Source organism: Rhodanobacter lycopersici, from assembly GCF_040812335.1.
Lineage (GTDB): Bacteria > Pseudomonadota > Gammaproteobacteria > Xanthomonadales > Rhodanobacteraceae > Rhodanobacter_A > Rhodanobacter_A lycopersici.
Genome location: NZ_JBFOHK010000003.1, coordinates 1 through 18,989 on the forward strand (window position 1 = coordinate 1; position 18,989 = coordinate 18,989).

The following is an 18,989-nucleotide window of genomic DNA, read 5'->3' on the forward strand; positions in this document are numbered from 1 at the left end:
GCGCAGAAAGCCGTGGCCGCCGCCAAATAATCCCCTGGGGGCGCGGCGCGGGGTGGTTGTAGGAGCGGCTTCAGCCGCGATCCTGCAGCCATCGCGGCTGAAGCCGCTCCTACCCAGGCCGCTCCTACGGGCAAGCATTTCGAGGATTGATCCATGAGCGTTTTGATCAACAAGAACACCAAGGTGCTGGTGCAGGGCTTCACCGGCCAGCAGGGCACCTTCCACGCGCAGCAGGCGATCGACTACGGCACCAAGGTCGTCGGCGGCGTCACCCCCGGCAAGGGCGGCAGCGAGCACATCGGCCTGCCGGTCTTCAATTCGGTGTCCGAGGCCGTCGATGAAACCGGCGCTGACGCGTCGGTGATCTTCGTGCCGCCGCCGTTCGCGGCCGACTCCATCCTCGAAGCCGTCGATGCCGGCATCCGCGTGATCGTGGCGATCACCGAGGGCATCCCGGTGCTGGACATGCTGCGCGTGAAGAACGTGCTGGCGCAGCATCCGGAGACCGTGCTGATCGGCCCGAACTGCCCCGGCGTGATCACCCCGGGCGAATGCAAGATCGGCATCATGCCGGGCCACATCCACCAGCCGGGCAAGGTCGGCATCGTGTCGCGTTCGGGCACGCTGACCTATGAAGCCGTGTTCCAGACCACCAACGAGGGCCTGGGCCAGTCCACCTGCATCGGCATCGGCGGCGACCCGATCAACGGCCTCAGCTTCATCGACTGCCTGAAGCTGTTCCAGGACGATCCGCAGACCGAGGGCATCATCATGGTCGGTGAGATCGGTGGTTCGGCGGAGGAAGACGCCGCCGAGTTCATCGGCGAGTACGTCAAGAAGCCGGTGGTGTCCTTCATCGCCGGCGCCTCGGCCCCGGCCGGCAAGCGCATGGGCCATGCCGGCGCGATCATCTCCGGCGGCAAGGGCACGGCGGCGGCGAAGTTCGCCGCGCTGGAGAAGGCCGGCGTCACCACGGTGAAGTCGCCTGCCGACCTCGGCAAGACGCTCGCCAAGCTGATGAAGAAGTAATCGGGTTCGTCCGACCGATACCGGAAGGGCCGCCGTCGTGCGGCCCTTCTTGTTTTCCTGCGTCTACGGGGAAGAGTGCGCGCTGCGCAAGCCTTGCCGTGCCGCGCGCAGCAGGGCGTCGGTGACCTTGGCCAGTGCGGTCGAACGGATCGACCAGTGTTGCCAGTACAACGGCACGTCCAGCCAGCGCCGGGGCGCGATCGGCTGCAGCATGCCCTGGGCGAAGGGCTGTTCCAGCATGGCCTCCGGCGCCATCGCCCAGCCCAGGCCCAGCGCCGCGCCTTCCACGAAGGCGGTGGAGGAGGGCAGGTAGTGCATGGGCGGGGCCAGCCGGGCGTGGGTCACGCTGCGAATGAAGCGCCATTGTAGGGCGTCCTTGCGGTTGAACACCAGCATCGGCGCCGCGCCTAGCGAAGCGGCGTCCGGGCCCTGAGGGAAATGCCTGGCGACGAAGCTTGGCGAGGCGATCGGCAGATAGCGCATCACCCCCAGCTTCTTCACCGTGCAGCCCTGCACGGGTCTGGCATCGGCGGTGATCGCGCCGAGCACCGAGCCGTCGCGCAGCAGATTGGCGGAATGGTCCTGGTCCTCCACCCGCACGTCGAACAGCAACCCGTCGTGCTGGTGCGGTTCGACCAGGGCGCCGAGCACCCACGTGGCGAGCGAATCCGCGTTCACGGCGATCGACACCGTGACCGGGGCGGCGCGCGCGGTTTCGACGGCGAAGTCACCCAGGATCTCGGCCTCCAGCAGGCGCATCTGCTGCACGCCACGCAGCAGCCGTTCCCCCGCGGGCGTGGCCCGGCTGGGCGACTGGCGCAGCACCAGCACCTGGCCCAGGCGGTCCTCCAGCGCCTTGATGCGCTGCGAGATGGCCGAGGGGGTCAGCGCGAGCCGTCGCGCGGCGCCATCGAAACTGCCCTCGTCCAGCACGGCGACGAAGGCGGCCAGTTGGGGATTGAGCATGCGCACGGGCTCTCTCCTGAATTCAGGAAAACTGAATTGAGTTAAGCAAATATAGTTTTACTGATGCGGACGGCTATTCGAAAGTAGGCCACTTTCCGCGGGGTCTCCATGCTTTCGTCCGCCTATTTCGCCGGGCTCGGTACCGGTGCCGGCCTGATCGTCGCCATCGGGGCGCAGAATGCCTTCGTCTTGCGCCAGGGGCTGCAGCGCCTGCATGTCGGCGCAGTGGTGCTGGTCTGCGTGCTGGCCGATGTCGTGTTGATCGCATTGGGCGTGGCCGGCATGGGGCTTGCGGTAAAGCAGCAGCCCGTATTGCTGCAGGTCCTGCGCTTCGTGGGTGCCGCCTTCCTCGCCACGTATGGCCTGCTGGCCGCGCGGCGTGCCTGGCGCGGCGAAAGCGGCTTGCGTCCGGCCGATGCAGCGGCGAACGGGCGCGGACGCACGGTGCTGGCCTGCCTGGGCTTCACCCTGCTCAACCCGCACGTGTACCTGGATACCGTGGTGCTGCTCGGCAGCCTGTCCACCCATTACGACGGCCGCAGACAATGGTCGTTCGCCGCCGGCGCAGGGAGTGCCAGCCTGCTGTGGTTCACGGCGCTGGGCTACGGTGCGCGGTGGCTGCTTCCGGTATTCCGCAGCCCAGCCGCCTGGCGCGTGTTCGATGTATTCGTAGCTGCGCTGATGTGGGGGCTGGCCTGCCTGCTGCTGTTGCAGCCGATGGCCTGAGGCCGGCATGGCGCGGGGGAGCTGGTGACGGCGGGGTGTCCAGGGAGAGCTGTCCGGGCCTCTTGTGCGGATGGCGATGCACTACCATTTCGTTCCCGATTCCATCCCTGAAGAGCTTGATCCATGGCTGTCCTGAGACTGGCGCTGGCCCAGCACGATTTCCCGGTCGGCGCGGTCGCGGCGAATGCCGCGAAGATGGGCGACCTGATGGCACAGGCCCGCAGCGGTGGCGCCGAGCTTGTGGTATTCCCCGAGCTGGCTCTTTCCGGCTACCCGCCGGAAGATTTGCTGCTGCGCCCCAGTTTCCTCGCCGCCTGCCAGCAGGAACTGGAAGCGCTGGCGACCGGTACGAACGGCCTGGCCGCGCTGGTGGGCTTTCCGCACAGCGAGGGCGAGGTGTTCAACGCCGCCGCGCTGCTGCGCGATGGCCGCATTGCGCAGATCGCGCACAAGCAGGCGTTGCCCAACTACGGCGTATTCGACGACAAGCGCTATTTCCGTCCCGGCCATGCCAGTGCGGTGACCACGCTGGGCGGCGTGCGCATCGGCCTCTTGATCTGCGAGGACGTGTGGCGGCCCGAGCCAGCTGCCGCCGCGGCCCATGCCGGCGCCGAGCTGATCGTGGTGATCAACGCATCGCCCTGGAACGACGCGAAACAGGCCGAGCGCGAGGCAGTGCTGGTTGCGCGCGCGCAGGAGACTGGCTGCGCCTTCGCCTACCTCAACCTGGTCGGCGGCCAGGACGAAGTGGTCTACGACGGCGGCTCGCTGCTGGTGAACGGCGACGGCCGTGTCGCGGCGCGTGCGCCGGCCTTCGTCGATACGCTGCTGTGGACCGAGTTCGACCCGGCCACGCGCACCTTGCAGGCCGAAGGCTGGCCAACGCCGGCCGAGGTGCCACCCGCGGCCGCGCTGTATGCCGCGCTGGTGCGCGGCATACGTGACTACATCGACAAGAACGGCTTCCCCGGCGTATTGCTGGGCCTGTCCGGCGGCATCGACTCGGCGCTGACCCTGGCGCTGGCGGTGGATGCACTGGGTGCCGAACGCGTCACCGCGGTGATGATGCCCACCCGCCACACCTCGCAACTGTCGCTGGACGGTGCCCGCGCACAGGCGGAGCAACTGGGTGTGGACTACCACGTGATCGATATCGAGCCGACCTGCCGCTCCTTCCTCGGCGCGCTGGCCCCCGTCTTCGCCGGCAGGGGCGCCGACACCACCGAGGAGAACCTGCAGTCGCGCACCCGCGGCGTGATGCTGATGGCGTTGTCCAACAAGCACGGCAAGCTGCTGCTCGCCACCGGCAACAAGAGCGAGATGGCGGTGGGCTACTGCACGCTGTACGGCGACATGTGCGGCGCCTACGCGCCGCTCAAGGACGTCTACAAGACCACGGTGTACCGCCTGGCACGCTGGCGCAACGCGCAGGCCGGTGGCGGGGAGGCGATCCCGGCGGCCGTGATCGACCGTCCACCCTCGGCCGAACTGCGCGACAACCAGACCGACCAGGATTCGCTGCCACCCTACGAGGTGCTGGACGCGATCCTCGAGCGTTTCATCGAGGGCGAGCAGTCGCAGGCCGAGATCATCGAAGCCGGTTTCGCCGCCGACGTGGTGCATCGCGTGGTGCGGCTGGTGCTGGCCAACGAGTTCAAGCGCCGCCAGTCGGCGCCAGGGCCGCGCGTCACCACTCGCGCGTTCGGCCGCGAGCGGCGTTACCCGATCACCTCGGGCTGGCGTTGAGCTGCGCGCGACGCTCCTCGGCATCGGGCATGAAAAAAGACACCGGGCCAGGCCCGGTGTCTTTGTGTGATGTCGCCGTGCTCAGTGATGTCGCATGAATGGAACCATCTTGCGCCACTTCGCCACTTCGTGCGGCCACTTCGGATCCTTCAGGTAGGGATGGTTCGGGTAGTTCATCGCCAGCACCTGGCGGGTCTGGTCGGCCAGCTTGTCCTGCTTCAGCGCGAGATAGCTGCGAGTGAGGATGGCCAGCGCGTCGCCGGCCTGTGGAGCCTGCTGGTAATGCTCGATCACGTACTGGGCGCGGTCGGCAGCGCCGACGTAGACGCGGTTGAACAGGTAGAACTCGGCCACGTTGATCTCGTACTGCGCCAGCACGTTGCGCAGGTAGATCATGCGCTGGCGCGCATCGGCCGCGTAGGCGCTGTTCGGGAAGCGGCGCGACAGCTCGGCAAAGTCGTCGAAGGACTGCAGGTTGTAGCCCTGGTCGCGGCGCGACTGCGCCTCCTTGTCGTGCGAGACGCGATCCATGAAGCCGGTGGTGCGGTCGAAATTGATCAGGCCGCGCAGGTAGTAGGCATAATCCACATGCTTGTTGGCCGGGTAGGTCTTGATGAAGCGGTTGATCGTCGAGTACGCGTCGTCCGACTGGCTGTCCTTGTACTGCGCGTAGGCCAGCTCCAGTTGGGCCTGCTCGTTGTAGTCGCCGGACGGGAAGCGGGCGATCAGGCGCTGGTAGGCCTTGATGGCCGCGGAATAGTCGGAATTCTCCAGCGAGGTGTGCGCGTTGTTGTACAGCGCGTCCACCGGCATGGTATCGATGTTGGGGCGGTGGCGGCCGAACAGCGAGCAGGCGCTCGTCGTGAGGGCCAGGGCGAGTACGGCGAGCGTCCTGATGTAGAACCGGGTGGTCATCGGCAGCTTGAGCGAGTCGATAGTTGGACGCATGGAAAAGGATTCAGATGTTTGATCGAAAAGGCATGATAGCCGAAACCGGCACCACTCCGCGGCATGTCGCCAGCCGCCTTGCGGGAGGCGGCGCATGACCGTAATACGCCATGAGGCCCGGGTGCCGCTGTCGGCGGCCGGACGCAGGTTCGACCAGGCCTTGGCCGAGTTGTTCCCGGACTATTCACGCTCGCGCCTCTCCGCCTGGATCAAGTCCGGCGCGGCCACGCTGGATGGCGCCACGGCGCCACCCCGCCAGCTGCTGCGCGGCGGCGAACAGGTGCGGCTGGAGGCCGAACTGGAGGCCGAGGTGGCCAGCGCACCGGAGGCTATTGCGCTGCGCATCGTGCACGAGGACGAGCACCTGCTGGTGCTGGACAAGCCGGCCGGGCTGGTGGTGCACCCCGGCGCGGGCAACCCTTCCGGCACCCTGCTCAATGCGCTGCTGCACCACGATGCGAAGCTGGCCGAGCTGCCGCGCGCCGGCATCGTGCACCGGCTGGACAAGGACACCTCCGGCCTGATGGTGGTGGCGAAGACCCTGCCCGCGATGACCGCCTTGGTGGAGATGCTGTCGCGCCACGATGTCGAGCGCCAGTACGAGGCCGTGGTGCTGGGCAGCCTGGTTTCCGGCGGCACGGTGGACGCGCCGATCGGCCGCAGCATGGGCGACCGCCTGCGCCAGGCCGTGCGCGACGAGGAAAGCGGCAAGCACGCCGTCACCCATTACCGGCTGCGCGAGCGCTTCCGCGTCCACAGCCTGATCCAGTGCAACCTGGAAACCGGCCGCACCCACCAGATCCGCGTGCACCTCACCCACGCCGGCCATCCGCTGGTGGGCGATCCGCTCTACGGCGGCGGCCTCAAGCTGCCGAAGCGCGCCACGCCGGAGCTGGTTGCCGCCCTGCGCGGCTTCCGGCGCCAGGCACTGCATGCCGAGCGGTTGGCGTTCGCGCATCCGGTCAGCGGCGAGGCCCTGTCTTTCGCCGCCGAACGCCCCGCCGACTTGACTGCGCTGATCGCTGCCCTGCGCGACGACCTCGCTGCCCACGGCCACGACGACGGCTGACCTCGAACCCTCCCTTCTCTGTACGCAGGGGAGGGCAGCGGTGGGTTTCTTGTTTCAGGGTGCCGTCGCCACACGCCGATGACGCGGGTATGCGATGCTTGCCGCTTCCCCGCCTCCACCCGCGTCGAAGGACATGACCGACACCTGGATCTTTCCCGACTGGCCGGCGCCCGCGCGCGTGCACGCGGCGGTGAGCACCAGCGAAGGCCCCGGCGTTTCGGCGCCACCGTTCGGCCGCTTCAACCTGGGCCTGCGCAGCGGCGAATCCGCCGAGGTGGTGGGCAGCAATCGCGGCGTGCTGCAGCAGGCGCTGGACCTGCCCAGCGCACCGCGCTGGCTGCACCAGGTGCATGGCGCCACGGTCGCCGAACTCGGCCCGCTGCCCGGCACGACCGAACCGCAGGCTGACGCTGTGGTCTCGCGCATCCCCGGCACCGCGCTCGCCATCCTCACCGCCGACTGCCTGCCGGTGCTGTTCTGCGCCGACGACGGCAGCGCCATCGGCGCCGCCCACGCCGGCTGGCGCGGCCTTGCCGCCGGCGTGCTGGAAGCGACCATCGAGCAGATGCAACTCGCACCGTCGCGCTTGCTGGTGTGGCTGGGACCATGCATCGGCGGACCTTCCTACGAGGTGGGTGAGGAGGTTCGCACCGCCTTCGTGGATCACTCGGCCGGGGCTGCCGCCTGCTTCACGGCGACGCGGCCGGGGCATTGGCGTTGCGACCTCGCGGCGCTGGCGCGGCAGCGCCTGGCCGCTGCAGGAATCATGCGGATGCACGGGGGCGGATTCGATACCTTCGTCGATCCGCGGTTCTACTCGTATCGGCGGGAAGGGGCGCGGAGCGGGCGATTCGCGAGCCTGATCTGGCTGGCCGGCGGTTGACCTTGCGCTGGCGGCATTGCCCTGCCGCCTGCACAAACACCTGCCAGCATCACGTTGCAATCCCGCCTGCCGGCTGAAGCCTTGACGCCAGCTAGGCACCCCGCCTGCTTGAATCGACGGGCGCCGTCCGCATCTCCCTGCCCAGTGGCGGCGCAGCCGCCAAACCTTTGTGGGGATTGCACCGATGCGGATGGACAAACTCACCTCGCGTTTCCAGCAGGCGCTGGCCGACGCGCAGTCGCTGGCCGTCGGCCGCGACAACAACATGCTCGAACCCGTGCACGTGATGGCGGCGCTGCTGAACCAGCAGGGTGGTTCGACCGCGCCGCTGCTCACGCACGCGGGCGTGAACGTGCCGGCGCTGCGCCAGCGCGTGAACGAGCTGCTCGACCGCCTGCCCAGGGTCAGCGGGCAGGAGGGCAACCTCAACGTGGGCAACGACCTCAATCGCCTGCTCAACCTCACCGACAAGCTGGCGCAGCAGCGCGGCGACCAGTTCATCGCCAGCGAGCTGTTCGTGCTGGCGGCACTGGGGGACAAGGGCGAGCTGGGCACGGTGCTCAAGGCGGCGGGTGCCACCAAGGCGAACCTCGAGGCCGCCATCGAGCAGGTGCGCGGCGGCGAGAAGGTGCAGAGCGAGAACGCCGAGGACCAGCGCCAGGCGCTGCAGAAATACTGTATCGACCTCACCGAGCGGGCGGAGTCGGGCAGGCTCGATCCGGTGATCGGCCGCGACGAGGAGATCCGCCGCACCATCCAGGTGCTGCAGCGGCGCACCAAGAACAACCCCGTGCTGATCGGCGAACCCGGCGTGGGCAAGACCGCGATCGTGGAAGGCCTGGCCCAGCGCATCGTCAAGGGCGAGGTGCCGGAGGGCCTGCGCGACCGCCGCGTGCTGGCGCTGGACATGGGCGCGTTGATCGCGGGCGCGAAATTCCGCGGCGAGTTCGAGGAGCGGCTGAAGGCCGTGCTGAACGACCTCGCCAAGAACGAAGGCCAGATCATCCTGTTCATCGACGAGCTGCACACCATGGTCGGCGCTGGCAAGGGCGAGGGCGCGATGGACGCGGGCAACATGCTGAAGCCCGCGCTGGCGCGCGGCGAGCTGCACTGCATCGGCGCCACCACGCTGGACGAGTATCGCCAGTACATCGAGAAGGACGCCGCGCTGGAACGCCGTTTCCAGAAGGTGTTCGTGGGCGAGCCCTCGGTGGAGGACACCATCGCGATCCTGCGTGGCCTCAAGGAGCGCTACGCGGTGCACCACGGCGTGGAGATCACCGACCCAGCCATCGTGGCCGCGGCCACGCTCTCGAACCGCTACATCCCCGACCGCCAGCTGCCCGACAAGGCCATCGACCTGATGGACGAGGCGGCCTCGCGCATCCGCATGGAGATCGACTCCAAGCCGGAGGAACTCGATCGCCTCGAACGCCGGCTGATCCAGCTGAAGATCCAGCGCGAGATGCTGAAGAAGGAGAAGGACAGCGAATCGAAGCAGCGCCTGGCCGACCTGGAAGCCGACATCGCCAAGCTGGAGCGCGAGTTCTCCGACCTCAACGAGGTGTGGAAATCGGAAAAGGCTGCGCTGCAGGGCGCGACCAAGGTGAAGGAGCAGATCGAGGCCGCGCGCCTCGAGCTTGAAACGGCCCAGCGCCGGCAGGACTACGCCAAGATGAGCGAGATCCAGTACGGCAAGCTACCGGAACTGGAAAAGCAGCTCGCCGCCGCACAGGCCGCCGAGACGCAGGAATTCACCCTGGTGCAGGACAAGGTCACCGCCGAGGAAATCGCCGAAGTGGTGGCGCGCTGGACCGGCATCCCGGTCGCCAAGATGCTGGAAGGCGAGCGCGAGAAGCTGCTGCACATGGAGGACGAGCTGCACAAGCGCGTGGTGGGCCAGGACGAGGCCGTGCGCGCGGTGTCCGACGCGGTGCGCCGTGCGCGGGCGGGCCTGTCCGACCCGAACCGGCCCAGCGGTTCCTTCCTGTTCCTCGGCCCCACCGGCGTGGGCAAGACCGAGCTGTGCAAGGCGCTGGCCGAGTTCCTGTTCGACACCCAGGATGCGATGGTGCGCATCGACATGAGCGAGTTCATGGAAAAGCACTCGGTGAGCCGGCTGATCGGTGCGCCCCCTGGCTACGTGGGCTATGAGGAAGGCGGCTACCTCACCGAAGCCGTGCGCCGGCGTCCGTACAGCGTGATCCTGCTGGACGAGGTGGAGAAGGCGCATCCGGACGTGTTCAACATCCTGCTGCAGGTGCTGGACGACGGCCGCCTCACCGACGGCCAGGGCCGCACCGTGGATTTCCGCAACACCGTGATCGTGATGACTTCCAACCTCGGCTCGCAGCTGATCCAGGAGCAGGCCGGCGATTCGGAAGCGGACTACCTGCAGATGAAGGCCGCTGTGCTCGGCGTGGTGCAGGCGCACTTCCGCCCCGAGTTCATCAACCGCCTCGACGAGCTGGTGGTGTTCCGCCCATTGGAGAAGAAGCAGATCCGCCGCATCGCGCTGATCCAGCTCACCGCGCTGGAGAAGCGCCTGGCCGAGCGCCAGTTGAAACTGGAGATCAGCGAGAAGGCGCTGGACCTGCTTGGCAACGTGGGCTTCGACCCGGTGTACGGTGCGCGGCCGCTGAAGCGCGCGATCCAGCAGCAGCTGGAGAACCCGCTGGCGAAGGAAATCCTCGAAGGCCGCCATGCGCCGGGCAGCACCATCGGTGTGGATGCAGCAGGCGGGCATCTGGTGTTCCGCCAGGATTGACGTGCGGAACACTGCCCAGTGAATCCCTCTCCCTTCGGGAGAGGGTGCCCGAAGGGCGGGAGAGGGTTCGGGCGGAGCGCGTGATTGAATTGCACGGGAAACTTCTTCAACGCGCTGCGCCCGAGCCCTCTCCCCCAACCCCTCTCCCGCAAGCGGGAGAGGGGAGTTACGGCGTCAGTAGCCGGCAGCCAGACCCGCCGGGCGGCGACGGTCGTTGGCGCCTTCGAGCACGCCGGTATCCGGGTTCACGCGGATCGCTTCGTCCGCGCCCCATGAGCGCACTTCCTTGAACTTGTAGCCCATCGCTTCAAGCCGCTTCTGTACGTCGGGCGCGAACAGGCCGGGCTCGATCATCACCATGTCCGGCAGCCACTGCATGTGCATGCGCGGCGCGTCCACCGCCTGCTTGATGTTCATGCCGAACTCGGCCACGTTGAGGAAGCTCTGCAGCACGGTGGTGATGATGGTGGAGCCGCCGGGGCTGCCGGTGACCATGTAGAGCTTCTTCTCCGGGCCGCGCAGCACGATGCTGGGCGACATGGAGCTGAGCGGGCGCTTGCCGGGTTCGATCTGGTTGGCCTTGCCCTGCACCAGGCCGAAGGAATTGGGCACGCCCGGCTTGGAGGTGAAGTCGTCCATCTCGTTGTTGAGGAAGAAGCCGGTGTCGCCGGCGATCTGGCCGTTGCCGAACAGGTAGTTGATGGTATAGGTCACGGCCACCGCGTTGCCGTGGCTGTCCACCACGGAGTAGTGGGTGGTGTTGGTGCCTTCTTCCGGCCCCAGGCTGCCCTTGATCTCCGACGACGGCGTGGCCTTGTCGGGCTGGATGCTGGCGCGCAGCGCGGCGATGTGCCCGGGTGCGAGCAGCTTGGCTATGGGGTTGTGCACGAAGGCGGGGTCGCCGAGGTAGGTGTTGCGGTCGGCGTAGGCACGCCGCTCGGCCTCGATGATGGTGTGCGCGCTGTTCACCGAGCCGTAGCCCCACTTCGCCAGCGGATACGGTTCCAGGATCTGCAGGATCTGGCAGATCGAGGCGCCGCCGGAACTGGGCGGTGGTGCGGCGACGTAGGTATAGCCGTGATACGAGCAGGTGATCGGCGCCTCCCACTGCACCGTATAGTCGGCGAAGTCCTGCAGCGACAGGATGCCGCCGTTGGCGTCGCTGCCGGCGACCACGGCCTTGGCGATGGGCCCGCGGTAGAACGCGTCGGTGCCGTCCTTCGCGATCAGCTCCAGCGTCTTCGCCAGTTGCGGCTGGCGCAGGCGCTCGCCCACGGTCCACGGCTTGCCCTGGTTGAGGAAGGTCGCGGCGACGTTGGGGTATTTGGCGAAGTCCTTGACCCGCTGGTCGAGGATGTTGACGTCGCCCTGTTCCAGCACGTAGCCCTCGCTGGCCAGCTTGATCGCAGGCGCGATCACCTTGCTGAGCGGCATCGTGCCGTACTTCTGCAGCGCAGTGTCCAGGCCCATCACGGTGCCCGGCACGCCGACGCCGAGGTAGGTATGGGTGCTCTTGCCCGGGATCACGTTGCCCTTGTCGTCCTGGAACAGCGTGGGGGTGGCCTTCAGCGGTGCCTTCTCGCGGAAATCGAGGAAGACGTTCCTGCCGTCGGCCAGGTGCACCAGCATGAAGCCGCCGCCGCCGATGTTGCCGCAACAGGGATGCACCACTGCTTCCGCATAGCCCACCGCCACCGCGGCGTCGACGGCGTTGCCGCCCTGCCTGAGGATGTCCACGCCCACCTGCGTGGCGAGATGCTGGGCGGAGACCACCATGGCGTGTCGCGCCGTCACCGGCCTGGCGTTGGCGAGTTCCGCCATGGTGGTGCCATGCGCGGTGGCGTCGAGGGCCTGCTGGGGAATCGGCGCCTGCGTCGCCTGCCGGGCTGTGGCCTGCGCGATGGGTGCGGCCGCCAGCACGGTGGCGAAGCTCCACAGGAAAGCTGACTTGGTCATGTTCGAAACCTTGGAGATGGGGCAAAGATCAGCGTGGCGATTTTCGACATCGCGTCAGCGATGGCCCGTTGGGCGACCGCCAGGGATGGTGAGCGCAAAATAACGGCGCGGCCGGAGCCGCGCCGTTCGTGCTGGACCGTTACCAGCTGTAGCGCACCTTGCCGTAGACGTAGGCGCCGTTGTAGCCGAATGGCGAGAACGTGGAGTAGGGCAGGGTGCCATTGTTGGTGCCGCTGGCGATGTTCTTGTCCGGGTAGGTGTCGGTGGCGTCGTCCACGCCCAGGGTGAAGGTCCAGCTCTGCCAGCGGTAGCTGCCGGACAGGTCCAGCACCCACTTCGGGGTGAAGGTCTGGTCGACCACGCCCGTCGCCGGGTCGTAGCTGGTCAGGCTGCTCACGTAGCTGGTGTAGCGGCCATAGCGGGTCAGCGTGCCGTTGAAGCTCCAGTTGCCGATGGCGTACTGCTCGCCGAGGATCAGCTTGCTGCGCGGCGTGGAATTGGCGAGATAGCCCTCAATGTCCTGGCGGTTGAGGCGCACGAAGCTGACGCCGAGGTTGTTGAGCACGGCGGGGTTGGGTTTGACGCTGGTGACCACGTTCTGGTTGTAGTTGGCACTCAGCGTGGTCGTGAACGTGCCGATATCACCGAGATCCTTCACCCAGGTGCCCACGAAGTCCACGCCGCGCGTGCGCGTGTCGCCGGCGTTGGTGAAGTAGTTGACGCTGCTGTAGTTGAGGTTGGTGATGCCGTTGGCCGCCAGGTAGCTGGTCACGACCGGCGAGGTGGTGGAGATGGCGCCGGACAACGCGATGCGGTTGTCGATGTAGATCTGGTAGACGTCCAGGCTGAGGTTCAGCGTGTCGGTGGGGTTCCACACCGCGCCGAGGGTGTAGTTGCGCGACTTCTCCGGTTTCAGCGCCTCAGCGCCGAGCAGGGTGGCGATCTGGCTGCCCACCGGCACCAGGCCGCTGTTGTAGATGCCGGGCGGCAAGGCCGCCGAGTTGCCGGCGCCGAAATACAGCGAGGAGATCTGCGAGAAATACTCCTGCCCGAGCGATGGCGCGCGGAAGCCGGTGCCCGCAGTGCCGCGCAGCGCGAAGCTGTCGGTGAAGTCATAGCGCAACGACAGCGAGCCCGAGGTGGTGTTGCCGAAGTCGGAGTAGTCCTCGTGGCGCACCGCCAGCGAGGCGCCGAGCTTGTCGGTGAGGTTCGTCTCGAGGTCGATGTACTCGGCCACGTCGTGGCGCGCGGCATTCACGGCGTTGGCCGGCTGCCAGCCGGCGAAGCCCTGCGCGCCGCCGGAGACGCCCGAGGTGCCCACGTACCAGGAAGCCAGCTCGCCCGGGCCGATCTGATAGCCCTGGCGCAGGTACTCGGTGCCGAAGGCCAGGGTCAACGGATTCGGCAGCCAACCGGGGTTGAGATCCTTCGCGATGTCGATGTCGAACGACTGCTGGCTGGACTTGAGGATGCCGTCCTGGAACACCGTGGGCGAGTAGCCGAAGTCGTTGAAGAAGGCGAAGTTCATGCTGTTTTGCGTCTCGTAGGAGACGCGGTTGCCGCCGGCGTTGGCCGAGACGTCCCAGCGCCAGCCGTCCACCGTGCCGCGCAGGCCGGCCACCAGCGACTGGTCGAAGGAGTCGGCGTTTTCCAGCGGCAGGAAGCCGTCGGGATACATCGAGGCCATCAGCGGGCTTTTCGGCGAGGGCGAGTTCAGTCCGTAACGGAAGAACGCCGGCGAGATGCTGTTGCGGCGGCCATAGTGGCCGAAGGCGTAGAACTGCACGTTCGGCGTGATGTCGTACTGCATGTTGAGCAGCACGTTGTTGCTGTGTACCCAGGGGTCGCCCTGGCGGAAGTTCACGCCCAGCGCTTCCCAGGCCGGCGAGCGGTCATCCGGGCCGGCGCGGTTGGTGTTGTCCTCGTTGCCGCTTTCCAGCGCGAGGCGCAGCCAACCGCTGTCGCCGCCGAGCGGGATGCCGAAGTTGGCCGAGCCCAGCCACTGCCGGCCGTCGCCGGCGGAGTACTGGCCGCCGCTCACCTCCACGTCGCCGCCCTTGGCGCCCTTCTTGAGGATGATGTTGATCACGCCGGCGATCGCGTCCGAGCCGTATTGCGCCGAGGCACCATCGCGCAGTACCTCGATGTGGTCGATGGCCGACATCGGAATGGTATTGAGGTCCACCGGCTGCGAGCCGCGCCCGATCACGCCGTTGTTGAGCAGGATCGCGCCGGGGTGCCAGCGCTTGCCGTTCACCAGCACCAGCACCTGGTCGGGCGACAGGCCGCGCAGTTGTGCGGGGCGCTGGGTGTCGGCGGTATCGGCGGCGGCCGGGCGCGGGAAGTTCAGCGAAGGAATGATGCGCGCCAGCGCGGTGGGCAGATCGGTGGTGCCGGTCTGCTGCAGCACCTGGGCGGAAACCACGTCGATCGGCGTCAGCGCGCTGCTTTCGGTGCGGTTGGCGGAGCGGGTGCCGGTGACGATTACCGTCTGCAGCTGCTTGGCCTTGGCGGGCGTGGTGGTGTTGGTGGCGGTGTTGTCCTGGGCGGCGACGGTGCCGCTGGCGAGCGCCAGCAGCACGGCGGCAGCCAGGGCTGCAGGAAGCAGGGCAGTGTGATGTGGCTTGTTCATGGTGTCTCCCCGGGCAAATGGTTGGTGCGACGCAACAATTGCAGGCTAGTGGCGAAGCGTGGCTTCGTCAATAGCCGTATAGACGGCCAAATAGACAAGCTTGCGTGTTCTTTGGCGTGTTGCTTGACGGTCCGGAGTTCCCCTGATGGACAGCCTGCCGTGACTCGCGCCCGTCTGTCCATGCGCCACATGGCGCATTGAAAAGCGGGGGCGTGGCCCGAATAATGGGATGCTGCCGCGTCGCCTGCCCGGTTCGGGCGCGACGGTCCGGCAGCCACGGAGTGCCCATGCCCATCTACGAATTCGAATGCAGCCAGTGCGGTCACCGCTTCGACCGCCTGCAGAAACTGTCCGATGCCGATCCCGTCGATTGCTCCGAGTGCGGCGCGCCGCAGGTGCACCGGCGCGTGAGCGCGCCCTCGTTCCGGCTGGCCGGCGCCGGCTGGTACGAGACCGATTTCAAGAAGGATGGCGACAAGAAGCGCAACCTCGCTGGCGATGGTGGCGGCGCCCCGGCACCTGCACCTGCGCCAGCCCCGACTTCCGCGACCGCCGCTGCTGCTGCGCCGGCACCTGCCAGCGGCTCCTCCGCAGGCAACGGATCAAGCTGAATCGCCGCGTGTCGTGATGGTGGCCACACGCTATCCGGCGCTGTCGCGGCTGATGTCCGATGCGGCCTGCATCGAGGGTCGCACCTGGGGTAGCGACCCCTGCAGCGTGTGGGTGAAGGGCGGGTGCCGGGCCCAGTTCCGCGATGCGAGGGGCGGTCGGCCGCGCTGGTAGCTGCACCGCCGCCGGCCAACGCGGTCGGGATGCTAATATTCCAAGCCTTTCCTTCCGTTCCCCAAGGGCCGCGGCCCGGAGTTCCAAGCGCATGCGCACGCATCACTGCGGCCTCATCGACGAGTCGCTGCTCGGCCAGACCGTCACCCTGTGCGGCTGGGTCAACAAGATCCGCCTGCAGGCCCATGTGGCCTTCGTCGACCTGCGCGACCACGAGGGCCTGGCGCAGGTGGTGGTGGAGCGCGATAACGCCGCTGCGTTCGCGGTGGCCGGCGAACTGGGCTACGAGTACTGCGTGCGCGTCACCGGCACGCTGCGCAAGCGGCTGTCGGTGAACGACAAGCTGCGCACCGGCACGGTGGAGGTGCTGGCGGACAAGGTGGAAATCCTCAATGCGGCGAAGGACCTGCCGTTCGCGCTGCACGAGAATCCCAACGAGGACATGCGGATGACCTACCGCTACCTCGACCTGCGCCGCCCCGAGATGCAGGCGATGATGCGCAAGCGCATCAAGCTGGTGCAGGCGCTGCGCCGCTATCTCGATGCCCGCGGCTTCCAGGACATCGAGACGCCTATCCTCACCAAGGCCACGCCGGAAGGCGCGCGTGACTACCTGGTGCCCAGCCGCGTGCATCCGGGCCAGTTCTACGCGCTGCCGCAGTCGCCGCAGCTGTTCAAGCAGATCCTGATGATGGCGGGCTTCGACCGCTACTACCAGATCGCCCGCTGCTTCCGCGACGAGGACCTGCGCGCCGACCGCCAGCCGGAGTTCACCCAGCTCGATCTCGAATTCGCCTTCGTCGAGGAAAAGGACGTGCAGGACTTCGTGGAGGAGTTGATCCGACACGTGTTCAAGGAAGTGCAGGGCGTGGAACTGGACACGAGCTTCCCGCGCATGACCTGGGCGGAGGCGATGCGCCGTTTCGGCTCCGACAAGCCCGACCTGCGCATCGCGCTGGAACTGGTGGACGTGGCCGATGCGTTGAAGCACGTCGAGTTCAAGGTGTTCGCCGAGCCGGCCAACGATGCCGCCGGCCGCGTGGTCGCGCTGCGCGTGCCGGGCGGCGCGGCGCTGTCGCGCAAGGAGATCGACGGCCTTGCCGAATACGTCGCCAGGTATGGTGCCAAGGGTCTGGCGTGGATCAAGGTCGAGGATCTGGCCAAGGGCCGCGAAGGCATCAATTCGCCGGTGGTGAAGTTCCTCGACGACGTGGCACTGGACGCTGTGCTCAAGGCCACGGGTGCCGAGTCCGGCGACATCGTGTTCGTGGGCGCGGGCAGGTGGAAGGCGGTCACCGACTTCATGGGCGCGCTGCGCCTCAAGGTGGGCAAGGACCGCGGCCAGGTTGAGGAGGGCTGGCGCCCGCTGTGGGTCACCGATTTCCCGATGTTCGAATACGACGAGGAGGCGCAGCGCTACGTGGCCCTGCACCACCCGTTCACCGCGCCGAAGATCGACGACATCGCCGACCTGCGCAGCCACGCCGCCACCGCGGTGAGCCGCGGCTACGACATGGTGCTCAACGGCAACGAGATCGGCGGCGGCTCGATCCGCATACATAGCCCAGAGATGCAGAGCGCGGTGTTCGAGCTGCTCGGCATCGGGGCGGAAGAGGCCGAGATGAAGTTCGGCTTCCTCCTGAAGGCGCTGAAGTTCGGCGCGCCGCCGCATGGCGGCCTGGCCTTCGGCATCGATCGCATCGCCGCGTTGATGGCCGGCACCGAGTCGATCCGCGACGTGATCGCCTTCCCCAAGACCACCAGCGCGCAGGACCTGATGACCGACGCGCCGTCGGTGGTGACGGCGGTGCAGCTGAAGGAACTCGGCGTGGCGGTGGTGGCCGGGAAGGCCTGACTTTGCTTCCCTTCTCCCCGTGGGGAGTACGCAGGGAGGCGCCATGGATGGCGCCGGCTTTGAGGAGCGAGGAAGGTGGCCCGAAGGGTCGGATGAGGGGGCGGGGGCTTGCGATGTCGCAAGTTTTGGCCCTCACCCCAGCCCTCTCCCCGGTGGGGAGAGGGGGTTGATCGGGAACCTCATGACTGAGCATGTCATTCTGCTGCACGGCCTGTGGATGCGCGGTTTCGCGCTGGGCATGCTGCATCGTCGCCTGATCGCCGACGGCTTCCGCGTGCATCGCTTCGACTATTTGAGCGTGGCCTCGTCGCAGCAGCGCATCCTTGCGCGGCTGCAGGCCCAGATGGGCGAATACGTGCCTGATGCGGTGCACCTGGTGGGGCACAGCCTGGGCGGTCTGCTGGCACTGCGTGCCTGTCTCGATGCGACGGCACTGCCGCCGGGGCGCGTGGTCTGCCTCGGTTCGCCGCTCAAGGGCAGCGCGGCGGCGCGCGCCTTTGCCACCTGGGGGCGCGGCAGCGAGGTGCTGCTGGGCCACAATCGCAGCCTGCTGGAGCAGGGTTTCGAACGCTGGGATGGTCCGCGCGAAGTGGGCGTGATCGCCGGTCGCCTGCCGTTGGGGCTGGGTGCGATGCTGGGCCAGCTGGACGGCGAACACGACGGCACCGTGGCGGTGGAGGAAACCCGGTTGCCCGGCGTGGCCGACCATTGCGTGGTCGAAGCCAATCACACCGGCCTGCTGTTCTCGCAGGAGGTGGCCAGGCTGGTGAATGCGTTCCTGCGCCAGGGGCGGTTCGATTCCGCGGCGATTTGACCTGGCGGGCTGGCGGCTGCCGCCGCGACTTGCGGTAAAATCGCCGGCTTGTCCTTTTTGAACCGAGTCCGGGAACCGCCATGGGTAGAGGTCCGTCCATCGAAGGCCGCAAGAACGCCGAGGATGCCAAGCGCGCCAAGGTGTTCACCAAGCTGATCCGCGAGATCACCGTCGCCACGCGCGCCGGCGTGGCCGATCCCGCCAGCAATCCGCGTCTGCGCGCGGCGGTGGACAAGGCGTTGGCCGCCAACATGACCAAGGACACCATCGAACGCGCGATCAAGCGCGGCTCGGGCGCTGATGGCGCCGGCGAGGAAATGCGCTACGAAGGCTACGGCCCGGGCGGCATCGCGCTGATCGTCGATTGCTTCACCGACAACCCGGTGCGCACCGTGGCGGACGTGCGCCACGCGCTGACCAAGCACGGCGGCAACCTCGGCACCTCGGGCTCGGTGGCTTTCCAGTTCACCCGCTGCGGCGAGCTGGTGTTCGCCACCGGCGGCGACGCGGCGAAGGAAGAAAAGGTGCTGGAAGCCGCGCTGGAAGCTGGTGCCGACGACGTGGTGAACGAGCACGGCGAGAGCACCGTGCTGTGCGCGCCGGAGCATTTCGAAACGGTGCAGCAGGCGTTGGCCGCGGCCGGGCTGGAATCCGAGCACGCCGGCGTGGGCATGCGCCCCAACAACCGCACCGCGGTGAGCGGCGAGGCGCTGGAAGCGCTCACCGCCATGCTCGACAAGCTCGACGGGCTGGACGACGTGAGCGAGGTGTATCACAACGCCTTGCTGCCGGCCGAGGCGGGCGAGTAAGCGGCA

15 protein-coding genes are annotated in these 18,989 nt (G+C 67.5%); 11 read left to right on the forward strand and 4 right to left on the reverse strand.

From position 1 onward, the window contains the following. The first annotated feature begins 153 nt into the window (after positions 1-153). Positions 154-1,029 carry a succinate--CoA ligase subunit alpha gene (sucD, locus tag ABQJ54_RS11410; RefSeq protein ID WP_192163173.1) on the forward strand — a complete coding sequence of 292 codons (876 nt, stop codon included), beginning with the start codon at positions 154-156 and terminating at the stop codon, positions 1,027-1,029. Positions 1,030-1,092: 63 nt separating this feature from the next. Here sucD and ABQJ54_RS11415 read toward each other — a convergent pair whose 3' ends face one another. Then, positions 1,093-2,001: a LysR family transcriptional regulator ArgP gene (locus ABQJ54_RS11415; RefSeq protein WP_367854434.1), complete on the reverse strand. Its 909-nt coding sequence runs from the start codon at positions 1,999-2,001 to the stop codon at positions 1,093-1,095. 102 nt (positions 2,002-2,103) lie between these two features. Here ABQJ54_RS11415 and ABQJ54_RS11420 point away from each other — a divergent pair, with 102 nt between their 5' ends. After that, positions 2,104-2,721, forward strand: a complete 618-nt coding sequence (locus tag ABQJ54_RS11420) for a LysE/ArgO family amino acid transporter (protein ID WP_367854435.1) — start codon at positions 2,104-2,106, stop codon at positions 2,719-2,721. A gap of 123 nt (positions 2,722-2,844) precedes the next feature. Beyond that, a complete protein-coding gene (locus tag ABQJ54_RS11425) occupies positions 2,845-4,467 on the forward strand; it encodes an NAD+ synthase (protein ID WP_367854436.1) in 1,623 nt (540 codons plus the stop codon). 81 nt (positions 4,468-4,548) lie between these two features. On the opposite strand, the gene ABQJ54_RS11430 is transcribed toward ABQJ54_RS11425, so the two are convergent. Next, positions 4,549-5,415 carry an outer membrane protein assembly factor BamD gene (locus tag ABQJ54_RS11430; protein ID WP_367854437.1) on the reverse strand — a complete coding sequence of 289 codons (867 nt, stop codon included), beginning with the start codon at positions 5,413-5,415 and terminating at the stop codon, positions 4,549-4,551. Positions 5,416-5,509: 94 nt separating this feature from the next. Between ABQJ54_RS11430 and rluD the strand changes: the two genes are divergently transcribed. The 3 genes from rluD to clpB all read left to right on the forward strand — a co-directional run bounded on the left by rluD (position 5,510) and on the right by clpB (position 10,134). Then, positions 5,510-6,484, forward strand: a complete 975-nt coding sequence (gene rluD / locus ABQJ54_RS11435; protein ID WP_367854438.1) for a 23S rRNA pseudouridine(1911/1915/1917) synthase RluD — start codon at positions 5,510-5,512, stop codon at positions 6,482-6,484. A 133-nt stretch (positions 6,485-6,617) separates the two neighbouring features. After that, complete coding sequence (pgeF, locus tag ABQJ54_RS11440; RefSeq protein WP_367854439.1) at positions 6,618-7,367, forward strand: peptidoglycan editing factor PgeF; 750 nt, start codon at positions 6,618-6,620, stop codon at positions 7,365-7,367. A 184-nt stretch (positions 7,368-7,551) separates the two neighbouring features. Then, positions 7,552-10,134, forward strand: a complete 2,583-nt coding sequence (gene clpB, locus ABQJ54_RS11445; RefSeq protein WP_367854440.1) for an ATP-dependent chaperone ClpB — start codon at positions 7,552-7,554, stop codon at positions 10,132-10,134. Positions 10,135-10,308: 174 nt separating this feature from the next. On the opposite strand, the gene ggt is transcribed toward clpB, so the two are convergent. Together ggt and ABQJ54_RS11455 are read right to left on the reverse strand one after the other, a co-directional pair. Further along, positions 10,309-12,090 carry a gamma-glutamyltransferase gene (gene ggt, locus ABQJ54_RS11450; RefSeq protein ID WP_367854441.1) on the reverse strand — a complete coding sequence of 594 codons (1,782 nt, stop codon included), beginning with the start codon at positions 12,088-12,090 and terminating at the stop codon, positions 10,309-10,311. A gap of 139 nt (positions 12,091-12,229) precedes the next feature. Next, positions 12,230-14,722: a TonB-dependent receptor plug domain-containing protein gene (locus ABQJ54_RS11455; RefSeq protein WP_367854442.1), complete on the reverse strand. Its 2,493-nt coding sequence runs from the start codon at positions 14,720-14,722 to the stop codon at positions 12,230-12,232. 287 nt (positions 14,723-15,009) lie between these two features. Between ABQJ54_RS11455 and ABQJ54_RS11460 the strand changes: the two genes are divergently transcribed. The 5 genes from ABQJ54_RS11460 (at position 15,010) to ABQJ54_RS11480 (ending at position 18,983) form a co-directional block, all read left to right on the forward strand. Beyond that, positions 15,010-15,333: an FmdB family zinc ribbon protein gene (locus tag ABQJ54_RS11460; RefSeq protein ID WP_367854443.1), complete on the forward strand. Its 324-nt coding sequence runs from the start codon at positions 15,010-15,012 to the stop codon at positions 15,331-15,333. Between the two features lie 16 nt (positions 15,334-15,349). Next, on the forward strand, positions 15,350-15,505 hold the full coding sequence (locus tag ABQJ54_RS11465) for a DUF3011 domain-containing protein (protein ID WP_367854444.1): 156 nt from the start codon (positions 15,350-15,352) through the stop codon (positions 15,503-15,505). Between the two features lie 91 nt (positions 15,506-15,596). Then, a complete protein-coding gene (gene aspS / locus ABQJ54_RS11470; protein ID WP_367854445.1) occupies positions 15,597-17,360 on the forward strand; it encodes an aspartate--tRNA ligase in 1,764 nt (587 codons plus the stop codon). 181 nt (positions 17,361-17,541) lie between these two features. Further along, a complete protein-coding gene (locus ABQJ54_RS11475) occupies positions 17,542-18,174 on the forward strand; it encodes an alpha/beta fold hydrolase (RefSeq protein WP_367854446.1) in 633 nt (210 codons plus the stop codon). A gap of 80 nt (positions 18,175-18,254) precedes the next feature. Beyond that, a complete protein-coding gene (locus ABQJ54_RS11480; RefSeq protein ID WP_367854447.1) occupies positions 18,255-18,983 on the forward strand; it encodes a YebC/PmpR family DNA-binding transcriptional regulator in 729 nt (242 codons plus the stop codon). Positions 18,984-18,989 lie beyond the last annotated feature (6 nt).